We start from the raw sequence: 16,852 nt of genomic DNA, 5'->3' as shown, positions 1-16,852 counted from the left end.
ATCTTACCTGTCTTTGTTAGCATCATAAGCCTTGTTTTGGGCATATTCAAAGCCCTGGAGCCACCATTCTTTCATCAATTTCTTATTGAAGACCAAAGAATTTTCTGTTAGTTTGGTAGGCGTATAATAAAGGTTTAGCTCCACCCCATTATGTTTAGCGGACAAGATGCCTTCTGAAATATCGTGAAATTCAATTTGATCCAGTACAAATCCGTAAATACTCAACATTAAGGAAAACGGATTTTTACCAAGTACTTTGTTCCGATCCATATGTTCTGATTCCAAGATAACGGCATCCACAACCTTGGCACCTCTACGAATAGCCTCCTGTATGGGTACTACGCAACCCAATCCACCATCACCATATTCAAATCCGTCTTTTTTGGCCAGGGACATAAAAGGAATGTAATTACAAGATATCCATATCCATTCACAAAACTCTTCGTAGGAGAAATCCCTCATGGACTTATATTCCACTCTATTTTTGGAGAGATTGGATACCGTGACCACTACATCTTTATGCGTCTTTAGAATCTGCCTGTACTCACTAAATGTGAAATTTCTTTTTATGGTCCTTTTTAGCGCCTTACTTTCCCCAAAGGTTCTTTTCCCTTTTATGAACTGAAGCAAGATTGTAAAAAAGTTAATGGAAACGTATTTTCTATCTCCCTTTTTACGGACTATAAAAGGATTTAGGCTAAAAATGGATAGCGAATTTACGTTGGTATAAATATCATATAACTTGCCCACGTTGTCAGTGGCCAAATGGGGAATTAACAGACCACCTGTAGAGGTGCCAACAAATACGTCGTACTCCCGCTTTTCGACCTCCATAAGGTATTGCGCCACACCACCCGCAAAGGCGCCCTTACTACCTCCTCCACTTATTACTAATGCTCTCATTGAGGTTCTATCGGATTAAGTTCTAAATTTTTGTGTTTGGCAAAATTATATCCGCTTTCCCACCATGCTGTCATCCTTTCTTTGTTGAAAATGAGCGAGTTAGTGGTCAATACAGTTGGGGTATAATAAAAATTGATAATGGCATCGTTGTGTTTGGCTACATATTTCCCGATTCGAATATTTTGATGCTCGATACGATCCAGCATAAAGGCAAACATACTTGTCAATAAGGAAAATACATTTTTTGAGGGCATGCGGTTTAAATGGGTGATTTCGGTCTGTAAAATGATGGCATCCACAACGGTTGCCCCTCGTTTTATAGCTTCCTCTATTGGAACCATACTCCCAAGACCTCCATCTGCATATTCACAGCCATTCTTTTTCACCAAAGTCATAAAGGGGGTATAATTACAAGAAATCCAAATCCACTCACAAAATTCGTCATATGTGAAATCCATGATGGACTTGTACTCTACCTGATTGAGTGAAAGATTGGATACCGTAATAACGATATCTTTTGGACCGTTCTGCAGCTCTTCAAACTCTTCGACTGTTAAGGTGTTTTTGATCAATGTTAATAGGTTATGGCTTTCACCAAATGTTTTACTGCCCTTAAAAAAGTTCTTCATTACATTGATGTGATCAATACCAATATTTTCAATTCCATATTTCTTTTTAACAACAAATGGGCAATTACTAAAAATGTTGTCTTGGTTTACATTGGTGTACACCTCTTTAATCTTTTCAATCTTTTGAAGGGCCAGATGGGATATCAATAAGCTTCCTGTAGATGTTCCCATAAAAAGGTCGTAATTGTGTTTCTGTTCTTGCATTAGGTATTGGGCAACTCCGCCCGCAAAGGCACCCTTACTTCCACCACCTGAAATTACCATTGCCCTCATATTAGCTTGTTTTACTGTTAATATAACGCAATTCTTCAGTGTTTAGTTTTTCCTTTAGAACATTGAAGCGTTTTTTGTAATTCTCACTCTCCAGGAGCTGGTCCAATAAATCCCTGGAGAACTTTTTAAATTGCCATGAATGATGGAGACAGGCATTGACCAAATCCAACAAATTTTGATCGGAAAGGCCTACAGTATCCGATAGGTATTGAAAAGCGCCTTGTCGTACTTCAATGGAATAGTTTGATGCCGTATAACCGCTTAATTCGGTGTAGAAATCCGATTTATTTTCGGGCTGGTAATCTTTAGTGATCATGGCCAAGGTAAGCCACAACAATCGAACATTTTTGTTGGGCAGACCAATACAGGACTCAATTTTATCCAGATATACCCCTCTATCTTCCGGAAAATAGATCCAAAGTTTATACAGTGCATTCTCTTTGCTCACATAACTTGTATCGTCCAAAAGAGATTCGAAATCCGATTTTAGGCCTTTGGTCACTTTGGGTGTGTTGATTGCCAATGCTTGTCTGACCCTACCACTACCCTCTTTTATAACTTTGCGCAAAAAAGACTCGGAAAGGGATGTATGATAATGCTGAAGGATGGCAATTTTAAGGAAATCTGAATCACTTCCATTCCAAAAGCGATTGATAATAGCTTCATTAGCACCTTTGGTGGTCATTAATTCTCTCTGAAGCTCAAAAAAAGTAGCTATTGAAGGAGAATGCTTTCTTAGACTTTCCATGGCTAGTTCAAAAGGGAATTCAGTGTTTTCTAACCAAATCCTTTCAAACTCGGTCAGATCCAAACCACTGGCAGCCTCCATGGACGCCATAAATTGTGGAATGGTCACGTTTTGGAACTCATATTTCCGGAGATATTCCTCAATTCCTTTTTTATAGTCCTTCTCCCCCACTTGCTCACGCAACATAAATAACACCCAAGCACCCTTTTCATAAAAGGTAAGACTGGAAGCTTTGGAATCTGTTAAGGCCTCCCCCTTGCCTGCAATGGACAATTCCTTTAATTGCTGGGCTGTTTCATATAATTTCCAATAGAAATGATCATCACCAAATACTTCTTTTTCGGAGAGGTACGCATAATAGGTCGCAAAACCTTCCTGTAGCCAATGATGGGAGGCATCTTGTTCCGTAACCAGATTCCCAAACCATTGGTGTGCCAATTCATGGGCATTGATGTTCACGTAATTTCTATCAACAAAACCAATGGAATCGATCACATAGGCATCGGAAAAAATGGTGGTTCCCGTATTTTCCATTCCTGCATAGAGAAAATCTCGCACCGGAATTTGTTTGTAGTTCTGCCAAGGATAGGGAATCCCGATTTCCCCCTCTAAAAAATCAAATATTTGTTTAGAATACCTGTAGGTAGGCTCAACATTACTACTATCCGAGGGGTAATAGTACATTTCCAGGGGAATTCCAGAGTTGGAAAGCTCTTCTTTTTGAGTGTAATTGCCAATAGCAAAAGCGAGCAAATAGCTGCTCATTGGTGCTGCCATATCGTAATTCCACGTTTTTAAATCCCCAGATATTGAAGTCGTTTTTAGGACGCCGTTGGCAATTACCTCATACTTTTTATCAAAAGTAAGCTGCAGGTCAAACTCCACCTTCTCTGTCATATCATCAAAACTGGGCAGCCAATGGCTGGTATATTTACCCTGGCCCTGGGTCCAAATCTGCGGATTGTGATCTTTTTGATCCCAACCAACAAAATATACCGCTTGGAAAGGTTTTACCTTGTAATTCAGTAACAACTTGTTAGTACTATTCTTTCTCAGATTTTTAATGAGGGTAATTTTATTGCCTTCAATAGTGTACTTCACTTTTTTATCATTGAGGAGTACTGTCGAAAACTCCATCGCTTTGGCATCCATAAAAAAAGAGGAAACCTTTTCATGCGTTTTAAAAGTATAGTGGACCGATCCTGTAATTTCTTGGGAATGTGGGTCTATGGTGACCGAAACATCAGCGTGGGTGAAGTCTACCTTATCTTGTCGCTGTGCGAAGGAGATCTGGAAGAAGCAAAGGAGAATACTCAAAAAAACTTTCTGCATAAAAGGCTCATTGTCAAAACCTGTACCAAAATAAGAAATTTGGTTTGTTGCAGGTGTATGGAGTAACCACTATTTTAGACGCATGAATTCCAATTCCCTACAAACGCCTATCGTTTACCTGAAAGGAGTAGGCCCCAATAGGGCCGAAACACTCCAATCGGAGCTGGGAATCCATACCTACCAAGATCTTATCAACCTATTTCCGAATAGATATATAGATAAAACCCAATATTATAAAATAAACCAGCTGCAGCGGAACAGTGCCGATGTTCAAGTACTGGGAAAGATTACCCATATAAAGTCTGTGGAGCAGAAGAAGGGAAAACGCCTGGTCGCCACCTTTGTGGATGATACCGGACAAATGGAACTTGTCTGGTTTAGGGGGCAAAAATGGATAAGGGAAAATATAAAACTGAACATCCCTTATGTAATCTTTGGTAGGACTAATTTTTACAACGGGACCTTCTCCATGCCTCATCCAGAAATGGAACTACAATCTGAACACGAGAAGGGAATTCAGATCGCCATGCAGCCCATATATCCCTCCACGGAAAAGCTCAGCAACAAGGGCATTACCAATAAGGTCATCAATAAACTAATGCAGCAATTGTTTATAGAGACCAAGGGACATTTCAAGGAAACCTTATCCGAACCGCTACTAAAAGAATTGCACCTGCTTTCTAAAAGTAAGGCGATGTTCAACATTCATTTCCCAAAGAGCACAGAACTGTTGGCCAAGGCCCAATTTCGGTTAAAATTCGAGGAGCTTTTTTACGTGCAATTACAACTGATCTCCAAAAAACTCTTGCGCAAACAAAAGATCAAAGGATATAATTTTGACAAGGTTGGAACTATTTTTAATGATTTTTACAAAAACCACCTCCCTTTTGAACTGACCAACGCCCAAAAAAGGGTTATCAAGGAAATTAGAACAGATTTAGGCAGCAATGCCCAAATGAATCGGTTGCTCCAAGGTGATGTTGGCTCAGGGAAGACCATTGTAGCCCTAATGACCATGCTCTTGGCCATTGACAACGGATTTCAAGCGTGTTTAATGGCTCCTACGGAAATCTTGGCCAACCAGCACTTCAATGGTATTAAAGAACTTTTGAGCGGTGTAGGTATAGAGATAGCCCTCTTGACCGGATCTGTAAAAAAATCGGCCCGCCGCGTAATCCATGAAAATTTGGAAAGTGGGGATCTCCATATTCTTATAGGGACCCATGCCTTACTGGAGGATAAGGTACAGTTCAAGAATTTAGGGCTTGCCATTATTGATGAACAGCATCGATTTGGGGTAGCCCAACGATCCAAATTATGGCATAAAAACGAAATGCCTCCCCATATCCTAGTAATGACAGCAACACCCATACCCCGCACCTTGGCGATGAGCCTTTATGGGGACCTGGATATTTCCGTCATAGATGAACTTCCCCCTGGAAGGAAACCGATAAAAACGGTACATCGGTACGATGCCAACAGATTAAAGGTATTTGCCTTTATTAGGGATGAAATTAAAAAAGGACGACAGATCTATATTGTTTATCCCTTGATCCAGGAATCTGAAGCACTGGATTACAAAGATCTAATGGATGGGTATGCCAGTATTTCACGGGACTTTCCCCTCCCCGACTATCAAATTTCCATTCTTCACGGCCAACTCAAGCCTGAGGACAAGGATTATGAGATGGAACGGTTTGTCTCGGGTAAAACGCAGATTATGGTAGCTACCACGGTTATTGAAGTCGGTGTAAATGTCCCAAATGCCTCAGTGATGATCATTGAAAGTGCCGAACGCTTTGGATTATCCCAATTACATCAATTGAGAGGAAGAGTTGGACGTGGGGCTGATCAAAGTTTTTGTATCCTAATGACCAGCCATAAATTATCTGCAGAGGCAAAGACGAGGTTGGATACCATGGTTTGTACCAATGACGGATTTGAGATCGCAGAGGTAGATCTTAAACTTAGGGGGCCAGGGGATTTAATGGGTACCCAACAAAGTGGTGTCCTCAACTTGAAGATAGCGGACATCATAAAAGACAATGATATTTTAAAAGCTGCCAGATTCCACGTATTGCAATTATTAAAAGAGGACCCATCCCTTCAAAAGGAGGAAAATCATGTTATTCGGTATACCTATGCCCAATTGATAAAATTCAAGAATATTTGGAATTATATCAGTTAAAGCCTGTTTTCGCGTCCATATCACCAATCATTTTCCAAGAGGCACCCACTTCACTTTCTTAAGAATCATATCTAATTATACAACGGACATCTTGACTATTTTTTCATCTAAAAAAGCACAAAATCATGTGTTGAACATCGTATTTCTAACCAAGGGTGTTAGGGGTAGTGTTGGCTCAATATGTTAAATTTGAATTCTTTTGGAAGGCATACCATCTATAATTAGGTCATATGTCCAATTTATCCAATGAATAGTTGAAAATTTAGTATAGAAAATGAAAAAGACATTATTTGACAAGGTATGGGATTCCCATGTAGTAAGAAAAATTGAAAATGGTCCGGATGTATTGTTCATAGACCGTCACATGATCCACGAAGTTACTAGTCCTGTTGCTTTTTTAGGTCTAAAAAGCAGGGGTATCGGGGTAAAACACCCAGAACGCACCTTTGCTACTGCAGATCATAATACCCCAACCATTAACCAACACTTGCCTGTTGCTGATCCTTTATCGGCCAATCAACTGAGGGCTTTGGAAGAGAACTCCAAAGAACACGGCATTAGCTATTGGGGGTTGGGACATGAAAAAAACGGTATTGTTCACGTGGTAGGTCCGGAATATGGAATTACCCAACCTGGGGCCACTATTGTATGCGGAGACTCACATACTTCTACCCATGGGGCTTTTGGTGCCATAGCATTTGGTATTGGAACTTCAGAAGTTGAAATGGTCCTGGCCACCCAGTGCATTATGCAGACCAAGCCCAAAAGCATGCGTATTAATGTAAAAGGGGATCTAAACTTTGGTGTGACTCCAAAGGATGTAGCCCTTTATATTATCTCCCAATTAAGTACTTCCGGAGCCACTGGCTACTTTGTGGAATACGCTGGGGAAGTGTTTAAAAATATGAGTATGGAGGGTCGTATGACGGTCTGTAACCTCAGTATAGAAATGGGTGCCCGAGGTGGGATGATCGCTCCTGATGAAAAAACGTTAGATTATGTAAAAGGTCGTGAATTTACTCCCGAAGGTAAGGCATGGGAGAAAGCCATGGCGTACTGGAAAACATTGAAAACCGATGAAGGTGCCACTTTTGATAAAGAAGTGACTTTTAATGGATCCGATATAGAGCCCATGATCACCTATGGTACCAATCCAGGAATGGGTATCGGTATTTCCCATGATATTCCAAATGCCGAAGCTGTGGAAGGTGGAGTTGCCACCTACAAAAAATCCTTGCAATATATGGCCTTTGGAGAGGGTGATTCCATGATTGGAAAACCTATAGATTTTGTTTTCTTGGGAAGTTGTACCAATGGAAGGATCGAAGATTTCAGGGCGTTTGCCTCTATTGTTAAAGGAAGAAAAAAAGCCCCTAACGTGACCGCTTGGTTGGTGCCTGGGTCCCATAAGGTAGAGTCAGCCATTAAAGAAGAAGGTATTTTGGATATCCTGAACGAGGCCGGATTTGAACTTCGTGAACCAGGCTGTTCCGCTTGCTTGGCCATGAACGACGATAAAGTACCTGCCGGTAAATACGCGGTGAGTACTTCCAATAGAAACTTTGAAGGGAGACAAGGTCCAGGTTCCAGAACATTATTGGCGAGTCCATTAGTCGCTGCAGCTGCTGCAGTAACGGGAAAGGTAACAGATCCAAGAGTGTTAATGGAGAAAGTAGAAACCGTCTAACCTGAACAAAAATTAGGACCACATCGGTCAACAAAAAATAACAAAAAATGGCATACGATAAATTCGAAATACTAAAAAGTAGTGCGGTTCCACTTCCTATTGAAAATGTGGATACCGATCAAATCATACCTGCCCGATTTTTAAAGGCTACGGAACGAGTTGGCTTTGGGGACAATCTATTTAGGGATTGGCGATATAATGTAGATGGCACCCCTAAGGAGGATTTTGTGCTAAATCAGTCCAAATACAGTGGTAAAATTTTAGTAGGTGGTAAAAACTTTGGCTCTGGTTCTTCCAGGGAACATGCAGCATGGTCCGTTTATGATTATGGATTCCGCTGTGTTGTATCCAGTTTCTTTGCGGATATTTTTAGAAATAACTGTTTGAACGTTGGAGTGCTTCCCGTTCAGGTAAGTGCAGAATTTTTGGAGAAAATATATGCTTCCATAGAGGCAGATCCTAAATCCGAACTGGAAATCAACCTAAAGGAGCAGACTATTACCATCCTATCGACAGGTGATCAAGAATCTTTTGATATCAATGTTTACAAGAAAGATAATATGCTGCACGGCTTTGATGACATTGATTATCTCCTGAATATGAAGGAAGATATTACCGCATTTTCACAGGACCTGCCATTATAATTCCAAATTAACAGCTATAAAGTACAGGCCCAATCAGGAAGAACACTAGTTTTTTTGATTGGGTCTTTAAAAAAATATTTGAGCTCACCTTAGATGAAAAAGAGAAAGATTGAAATAATGGATACCACCTTAAGGGATGGTGAACAGACTTCCGGAGTATCTTTTTCGGTCTCTGAAAAGCTTACGTTGGCAAAACTCTTACTGGAAGAGCTCCAGGTAGATCGTATTGAGGTGGCTTCTGCCAGGGTATCTGAAGGGGAACTTCAATCGGTTCAGCAAATCACCAAATGGGCCCTTGAAAAAGGCTATTTGGACAGAGTTGAAGTGTTGACGTTTGTTGATAATGGGGTCTCATTGAAATGGATGGAATCTGCAGGGGCTAAGGTTCAGAACCTACTGACCAAAGGATCTTTAAACCATTTGACCCATCAACTTAAAAAGACACCAGAACAGCACTTTGCAGAGATATCCGAAACCATAGCCAAGGGAAAGGAATTGGGTGTTGAAACCAATGTATATCTTGAGGATTGGAGCAATGGAATGCGAAATTCACCTGAATATGTTTTCCAATATTTGGAATTTATTTCCAAACAACCAGTAAAAAGGATCATGCTGCCCGATACCTTGGGGGTATTGACCCATTATGAAACTTATAGTTTTATATCACAGATCGTTCAAAAATATCCCGAATTACATTTTGACTTTCATGGTCATAATGATTATGACCTTAGCGTTGCCAATGTCATGGAAGCTATTAAAGCAGGCTGTCATGGATTGCACCTTACCGTCAATGGCATGGGCGAACGGGCAGGAAATGCACCAATGGCAAGTGTTGTGGCCGTCGTGAATGACTTTTTGCCTGAAATAGAAATATCCATTAAAGAACCATCGCTCTTTAAAGTAAGTAAATTGGTTTCGGCCTTCACAGGTTTCGGAATACCTGCCAATAAACCTATCGTAGGAGACAATGTTTTTACTCAAACTGCGGGAATACATGCCGATGGGGATAGTAAAAAGAACCTATATTTCAATGACCTACTCCCGGAACGTTTTGGCAGAAAACGTAAATACGCTTTGGGAAAAACTTCTGGAAAAGCCAATATCCAAAAGAATTTACAGGAATTAGGGCTGACCTTAAATGATGAGGAACTTAAAAAAGTAACCCAGCGGATCATAGAACTGGGGGACAAAAAAGAAAGAGTCACCAAAGAGGATTTGCCATACATTATTTCCGATGTTTTGGATAGTGGATCCCTACAACAGAAAGTGTTTGTAAAATCGTATGTCCTCACACATTCCAAGGGATTGCAGCCTTCCACATCTTTGGCCGTGGAGATTGAAGGAGAATCCTATGAGGAGCACGCCCAGGGAGACGGACAGTTCGATGCCTTTATGAATGCCCTGAGAAAGGTGTACCGTTCAAAAAAGATTAAACTTCCCAATTTGATAGATTATGCGGTAAGGATTCCTCCAGGAAGTAATTCCGATGCCCTTTGTGAAACCCTTATCACTTGGGAACAAGACAACAAAGAGTTTACGACACGAGGCTTGGATTCTGACCAGACCGTATCGGCCATAAAAGCCACAGAAAAAATGTTGAATATTATATAATGCCCTATGGCTTCCATAAGCGCATTAAAAACCATAAATACAATCAAATGAAATTAAATATCGCCCTTTTAGCAGGAGATGGAATTGGACCAGAGGTAATAGACCAGGCCGTAAAAGTATGTAATGCAGTTGCTGAGAAGTATAACCACGAAATTAATTGGACGCCAGCCCTTACAGGAGCCGCCGCCATTGACGCCGTAGGTGAACCATATCCAGATGATACCCATGAGATCTGTTTGGCTGCCGATGCGGTACTTTTTGGAGCTATAGGACACCCAAGGTTCGATAACGATCCTTCCGCCAAGGTACGTCCTGAACAAGGATTGCTTAAAATGCGCCAAAAATTGGGATTGTTTGCCAATGTAAGGCCCACCTTTACCTTTCCTTCCCTTATTGATAAGTCGCCCTTAAAAAGGGAACGTATAGAAGGCACGGATTTGATATTCTTAAGGGAATTGACCAGTGGGATCTATTTTGGGGAAAGAGGTAGATTGGACAATGGTGATACTGCCTTCGATACTTGTACCTATAAAAGACATGAGGTTCAACGCCTTGCAAAAAAGGGATTTGAATTGGCCATGACGCGTTCCAAAAAACTATGCTGCGTAGATAAGGCCAATGTATTGGAAACATCACGTCTATGGAGGGAAACCGTTCAAGCCATGGAAAAGGATTACCCAGAAGTGACCGTATCCTATGAATTTGTGGATGCCGTGGCTATGCGCCTGGTACAATGGCCCAACTCCTATGATGTTTTGATCACCGAAAACCTTTTTGGTGACATTCTTACCGATGAAGCCTCTGTAATATCAGGTTCTATGGGCTTAATGCCTTCAGCATCTGTGGGCACCAAGGCAAAATTATACGAACCAATACATGGATCCTACCCACAGGCGGCCGGGAAAGATATTGCCAATCCTTTGGCCACTGTATTATCTGCGGCTATGATGTTCGAAGATTTCAAGCTTACCGATGAGGCTCAGGCCATACGTGATGCTGTTAATAAATCTTTGGAACAAGGCTACGTGACAGAAGATCTTGCAGATGGGGGTAAATCTTTTAAAACCAGTGAAGTTGGGAATTGGCTAGCCAAAAACATCTAATAAATTAAGAATATACCAGTAAAGCAAAATCCAAGCTTTACCATAACTTAATCCAATAAAAAAATCCTCGTCACCATTGTATTGGTAACGAGGATTTTTAATTTCCATCTATAAATTGCTGTATTAGTTATTAAATGCAATTTTACGTTTCTCTTCTTTGATTCTCTTTTCTCTTTTGCTCCAAACAATGGCCACTGCAACCAAAATCCCGGAACCGGCCATTGCTGCACCTACAAAACTAGCAGAAGTATACCCGTAACCCATAGCTATGGGCAGTCCTGCCAAATAAGCTCCAGAGGCGTTGCCCATATTAAAAGCACTTTGGTTCATGGAGGAGCCCAACATTTCAGAACCTTTAGATGCCTTTATAATTGCCATTTGCAAAGGCGTGGCCACACTAAATGCAATGATCCCAATAAAGAATGTCAATGCCAAAATGGCGATAGGATTTTGTGCAACAAACGTATTCACGATCAATACGGTGACCATTAATGATAAACTGACAATAATGGCCTTCATGGGAGCCAATTTTTCGGTCAGTTTAGCCCCGAGGAAATTCCCCACAACCATCCCCAAGCCGGCAATGATCATGGCATAACCCACCATGCTTTCCGGGTAACCGGATACTTTGGTGATCAAGGGTGCAATATAACTGTACCAGGCAAAAAATCCTCCTGTTCCAATGGTAGTCAGTAGTATAAGGACCCAAAGTTCCGTACGTTTAAAAACTTTTACGTCCTTTTTAAATCCTCTTGTGGAGGACTTTGACAGCGTTGGCATCCAGAAATATACACTCAACATAGCCAAAACCCCAACCAATCCCACCAACAAAAAGGAAACACTCCAGTCAAAATGGTGTCCAAAATAGGTTCCAATAGGTACTCCTATCACATTGGCGATGGTAAGTCCGGCAAACATTGTAGCAATTGCAGAAGCAGTTTTTCCTGGTTTGGCCAGTTTCCCCGCTACTACGGCCCCTATCCCGAAAAAGGCGCCATGTGGTAATCCTGACAAAAATCTAGAAACCAACAACATAGCATAACTGTCTGAAAATGCGGATAATGTATTAAACACTGTAAACCAAAGCATTAAGACCAACAATACCTTATGTGCAGGCCATTTACCACCAATACTTGTAAATAGTGGGGCTCCTACCACAACGCCCAAGGCATAAGCTGCAATAAAATGGCCCGCTTGCGGAATTGTGATATTAAGGGCGTTTGCCACATCGGGTAAAATACCCATGATAACAAATTCTGTCATCCCTATACCGAAACCTCCAATTGCCAATGCGATCAAGGCTTTTTTATTAGATGTCTTTATATTCATAAATGTTATTTCTAAGGTTAAACATAAAGAGTATTAATTTTCTTCACTTTTAAAAAGAAAACCCCCAATTCTGTATTACAAAATTACAATGGTCCTTTTCGTTCCTCCTATGCATTCTTACCCGATTTATGTCACTAAATACCCATTGATCCCACCCTAAAACGCTAGGAAAAGATGTCATGCACCAGTAAAAATGGGAAATTGAAGTCGTGCGCTACCATTGGCCTATTGCTCTAAAGGCCATAATAAACACATTGGTAATCAAATAAATAGAATGGGAATTAAAAGAACTTGAAACACCTTGGACGAAGGAAACCTGCTTCCCTTACTTTTAATGTTTAGTTATTCATAGGAAATCAAAAGCTCAGTTGAAGCCTGCTTGGAACTAACTACAAACTGGTCGTCAACAGATTTGACGGGGGTGGGACTTTCCAGGATCATATACTGCTTATTACCCTTTCTAACAGGAAAAATAATATCTACCGTCCAATTCTTATTCTGCTGTAGGACTTTAAGTGACATCTGACCATTGGATTTTTTATAGAAGATAGAAATCTTATTGTCGGCTATTATCACATCTTCCAATGAGGCTTCCTCCCACGCTTCGGGCATTTGCAGTTCTATGGTTATCTTTTTTTGTGCCGCGTAGGGTTGAATTCCAAAAAATTGTTGGACAATGGGGATCGCGAAACCATATATATTCCATGCTTGGGCTATCATCCCATAATCTGGAGAAACCTCGTACATGCTACCGGGAAGGGCATAGCTAAAGGATCTCGACATTCTTTTTAGATAATTTAAGGCCTTATCCGGACGGCCATAATTATTTTCCGCTATGGCCTGTACACCAGTCGGTAATGTCATAACAGCGCCAGTATATGTAAAAACTTTACTTCCCTTGAAGGAACCTTCATCCGATCCGGCAGATTCATCACGATCGATGCCAGTGACAAATACTCCAAAGGGATTAACGTATTTTTCGGCTGTTTGCAGTGCCTCATTGGCCTTTTGCTCATCTGCAATTTTCATTTCCATTGGGGTGTTCACCACCCAGTTGTGGTGTAGGACAAATGGTCTAGGTGTTTTCGAAGGATATTTTAAAATGGATTCCCTAGTTTTCTTAAGTTCTTGAACTGCCCAAGGCTTGTTCAATGTATCTGCCCTTACAATAGCATCGTCAATCAACCGCAAGGCCTGTTGGTCCGTCCCTATAAAATCAGCATAGGAGTTAAAGGTCTCTGACCAAAATTCCTTATTTATTTTATCCTTTAAGGTGGATGCCATTTTTCCATAGGACTGCGCTAATGATTCATCCCCAAGCTCCAATGCTATTTTGGATGCATCTGCAAAAGCTCTTTGGGTATAGACTGCAACATCTATCATTTCACTGTCCATCCCATGTATTTCCATCATCCCAAAGCCATCGGGAAACAAATTTTTGTTGGTATCATTCTCTTCCATCAACCATTTCAATCCTTTTTTAATGGTAGGGAAGTATTTTTTTAAAAATTCAATATTCCCATTCCATAAATAGGTTTCCCAAATCAAGGAAGTGAACTGTGGTGTTTCATTGATATTACCCTTGTTGAAAACCGCACCATTGGTAGACATTTCATGGATGATCCTACCGTTACCATTAACCACATTGGACATGCTATCCAGGAGGCTGATTGTCTTTTCCACAACATCCGACTGTCCAATGGCCATATAGCCTTTCAGGGCATACTCACTGTCCACCCCAAACCACCAAGGATAATCTGGAATACCTGCGGTTATACCAGTACCAATTTCAGGTACTGTTCTTACTAGCCAATCCGAATTGTACTTCAGCCATTCGAAGGTTTGTTGTACATTTTTATCAGGAATTGTCAGTTTTGAATTACTGGCCAATTGTAGGTAACGATCTCTTTTCTTCGCCAAATCTTTATGGAGACTCCCCTTGATATCCCTATAATTTTCAATTGCGGCCTCTTTTGATTTGTAGGATCCGGCCACTGTGAACGTTATTATCCATTCCCCATGGCCAGAAATTCTGGCAGGATAGGTCAACGAGGCAGCTTTGCCTTTTCCAGCGTAAGTGTAATTTTCAGCCTTATGTTCTACAGAATTTTTATCAGCTCCAAAAACGACATTCCATGGATTATTTTCATCCTGAGCTATCCAAACGTCCAAATTGGAATCATAGTTTGCCTTATCCAAACCATCGACCATTTGAGTGCGCTCCCCTAGCCATGTAGGACTAAGATCCGTGTTACCCGTAAATTTAAGTTTTAGGTCCTGAGGTTGGTCAGAAGTATTTTTTACCACAAATTGAATACTGATCCCTTCCTTATCATCTGGCACAAACTGCCATCTATCTACTTCTATCCCCTTATTTGGAACCGAATACATATGTTTATTGGCAAAAGGGTAGTTTATGAAAGTATGGGCACTATCCAGAGCGTGGGCGTCATTACCCGAATAAAGTTCCACTTGAAAACCATCCATCAATTTTATGGGATGATTCCAAATACCGCCCATTTCCCCTTTGATGTGCCATCCAATTTCAGGAAAAGTACCATCTTGGTGGCCTACCATATAAACTCTGTTCCCAGCAGTTACAAAAGGTGAGTTTAGGTATGCTTTCTTGCCTTCTATATTTGTAGTATTGGTAAGTATCCCAGCAAAACTAGAATCTTTATTCTCCTTTTTACAGCCAACAAAAAACAGAAACATTAGAAAACAAACTGTTAAAGACCAAACATTTGTGCATTGCAATACCGATTTGTTTTCCATGATAGTTTATTAAAGTATATAGTCTGTACTTATAAAATTGGAAAGCTTGGAATCCAATAGTTTTTCGAGGATTTCATTATTCAGAGCATTGTCCTTACTCGCCACAAAAGTCCGTATGGAGAAGGAACGCAGTGCATCATGAACACTCAGAGTAGCCTGTGCAGAATCTTTACGCCCTGTAAATGGGTACACATCCGGTCCGCGCTGACAGGAGCTGTTCAAATTAACCCTGCATACCAAATTCACCAAGGTATCGATCAAGGGAGCCAAAGCATATACATCCTTCCCGAACAAACTTACCTGCTGTCCATAATTGGAGGCAGCCATATCATCCAATGGCTCTTCAATATCCTTAAATGAAAGTATGGGGATCACAGGTCCAAACTGTTCTTCCTGATACACCCTCATATCCTTGGTTACTGGATACAATACCGCTGGCCAAATATAGTTATCGTAATGCTTACCTCCTTTTTTGTTTAATATTTTTGCGCCTTTAGAAAGGGCATCGTCTATCAATTCTTGAATATAGGCTGGTTTTCCAGGTTCCGGTAAAGGAGTTAACTTAACACCATTCTCCCAAGGGTTACCAAACTTCAGGGCATCTACCCTTTCGGCAAATCGTTTATTGAACTCTTCCTGGATATCTTCATGCACATAGACCACTTTTAAGGCTGTACAACGTTGTCCATTGAACGATAAGGTTCCTGCTATACATTCATCTATTGTAAGGTCCAATTCGGCATCAGGGAGGATAATAGCCGGGTTTTTGGCCTCTAGGCCCAATACCAATCGCAATCTATTGCTTTTAGGATGTTGTTCTTGCAGTGCATTGGCAGATTTACTGTTCCCGATCAAGGCAAGTACATCTACTTTTCCTGTTTTCATAATCGGGCTTGCCACTGTTCTACCCCTACCAAAGATAATATTGACAACCCCTTTAGGAAAACTGGATCTAAACGCTTCCAATAAAGGAGTAATGAGCAAGACCCCGTGTTTGGCCGGTTTAAAAATAGTGGTGTTCCCCATGATGATGGCAGGAATTAACAGGGCGAAAGTTTCGTTCAGCGGATAATTATAGGGTCCCAGACAAAGAACCACTCCCAGTGGCCCCCTTCGGATATGGGCATATACCCCATCGTGCTTCTTAAACTTCGCGGCATCCCTGTCTAACTGCTTATAATCCTCAATGGTATCGTAAATGTAATCTACGGTACGATCGAACTCCTTTTCAGAATCTGGGAGCGATTTACCTATTTCCCACATCAGCAATTTCACTACCTCATTCCTTTTCGCCTCCATTTTCTTGACGAACTTCTCCATACACTCAATTCGATCACTGATCCTCATGGTAGGCCACGCACCTTGTCCTTGGTTATAGGCTTTCAGGGCACCCCCCAAGGCATCTAGGGCCGATTTTTCGTCCATATCCGGGATACTTCCCAATAAGGTAGGTTTATAGGCCTCGGTCGATGATATAGTGGAGAATACTTCAGTGGAATTCCCTTCCCATTTCCTTAGCTCCCCATCAACCAAATAGGTGTTGTGATGGATAACATTGGTGATTTCAAATTCAGCTGGTATGTTTGATTTTTTGCTCATAATTGCTAAAATTTTATATAAAAAAACAGGG

General features: G+C 41.0%; 11 protein-coding genes. 5 read left to right on the top strand and 6 right to left on the bottom strand.

The window, feature by feature from the left end:
* Window positions 1-3: 3 nt before the first annotated feature.
* Genes ABXZ32_RS06530 through ABXZ32_RS06520 form a run of 3 tightly spaced genes read right to left on the bottom strand, consistent with a single transcriptional unit; the run spans window position 4 to window position 3,885 of the window.
* A complete protein-coding gene (locus ABXZ32_RS06530; RefSeq protein ID WP_354617867.1) occupies window positions 4-903 on the bottom strand; it encodes a patatin-like phospholipase family protein in 900 nt (299 codons plus the stop codon).
* A complete protein-coding gene (locus tag ABXZ32_RS06525) occupies window positions 900-1,805 on the bottom strand; it encodes a patatin-like phospholipase family protein (protein WP_354617866.1) in 906 nt (301 codons plus the stop codon). The genes ABXZ32_RS06530 and ABXZ32_RS06525 overlap by 4 nt, the downstream gene beginning before the upstream one ends.
* Window position 1,806: 1 nt before the next feature.
* Window positions 1,807-3,885: a M1 family metallopeptidase gene (locus ABXZ32_RS06520; protein WP_354617865.1), complete on the bottom strand. Its 2,079-nt coding sequence runs from the start codon at window positions 3,883-3,885 to the stop codon at window positions 1,807-1,809.
* 82 nt (window positions 3,886-3,967) lie between these two features.
* Here ABXZ32_RS06520 and recG point away from each other — a divergent pair, with 82 nt between their 5' ends.
* The 5 genes from recG to leuB all read left to right on the top strand — a co-directional run bounded on the left by recG (window position 3,968) and on the right by leuB (window position 11,118).
* Window positions 3,968-6,073, top strand: coding sequence for an ATP-dependent DNA helicase RecG (gene recG / locus ABXZ32_RS06515; RefSeq protein ID WP_354617864.1), 2,106 nt, complete (start codon window positions 3,968-3,970; stop codon window positions 6,071-6,073).
* A 274-nt stretch (window positions 6,074-6,347) separates the two neighbouring features.
* Complete coding sequence (leuC, locus tag ABXZ32_RS06510; protein ID WP_354617863.1) at window positions 6,348-7,760, top strand: 3-isopropylmalate dehydratase large subunit; 1,413 nt, start codon at window positions 6,348-6,350, stop codon at window positions 7,758-7,760.
* A 47-nt stretch (window positions 7,761-7,807) separates the two neighbouring features.
* Window positions 7,808-8,404 carry a 3-isopropylmalate dehydratase small subunit gene (leuD, locus tag ABXZ32_RS06505; protein WP_354617862.1) on the top strand — a complete coding sequence of 199 codons (597 nt, stop codon included), beginning with the start codon at window positions 7,808-7,810 and terminating at the stop codon, window positions 8,402-8,404.
* A gap of 93 nt (window positions 8,405-8,497) precedes the next feature.
* A complete protein-coding gene (locus ABXZ32_RS06500) occupies window positions 8,498-10,015 on the top strand; it encodes an alpha-isopropylmalate synthase regulatory domain-containing protein (protein ID WP_354617861.1) in 1,518 nt (505 codons plus the stop codon).
* Between the two features lie 47 nt (window positions 10,016-10,062).
* On the top strand, window positions 10,063-11,118 hold the full coding sequence (gene leuB, locus ABXZ32_RS06495; RefSeq protein WP_354617860.1) for a 3-isopropylmalate dehydrogenase: 1,056 nt from the start codon (window positions 10,063-10,065) through the stop codon (window positions 11,116-11,118).
* Between the two features lie 123 nt (window positions 11,119-11,241).
* On the opposite strand, the gene ABXZ32_RS06490 is transcribed toward leuB, so the two are convergent.
* From ABXZ32_RS06490 to ABXZ32_RS06480, 3 genes are all read right to left on the bottom strand, one after another.
* On the bottom strand, window positions 11,242-12,447 hold the full coding sequence (locus ABXZ32_RS06490) for an MFS transporter (protein WP_354617859.1): 1,206 nt from the start codon (window positions 12,445-12,447) through the stop codon (window positions 11,242-11,244).
* A 342-nt stretch (window positions 12,448-12,789) separates the two neighbouring features.
* Window positions 12,790-15,162 (bottom strand): alpha-L-rhamnosidase-related protein, encoded by a 2,373-nt coding sequence (locus ABXZ32_RS06485; protein WP_354617858.1) that lies wholly within the window; start codon window positions 15,160-15,162, stop codon window positions 12,790-12,792.
* A 69-nt stretch (window positions 15,163-15,231) separates the two neighbouring features.
* Entirely contained in the window at window positions 15,232-16,821 is a 1,590-nt protein-coding gene (locus ABXZ32_RS06480) for an NADP-dependent glyceraldehyde-3-phosphate dehydrogenase (RefSeq protein ID WP_354617857.1), read from the bottom strand.
* Window positions 16,822-16,852: the final 31 nt, after the last annotated feature.

The organism is Sediminicola luteus (genome assembly GCF_040566555.1).
Classification (GTDB): Bacteria; Bacteroidota; Bacteroidia; order Flavobacteriales; family Flavobacteriaceae; genus Sediminicola.
The sequence above is the reverse complement of the archived record's forward strand: the minus strand, read 5'-3'. Positions and strand labels throughout refer to the sequence as shown.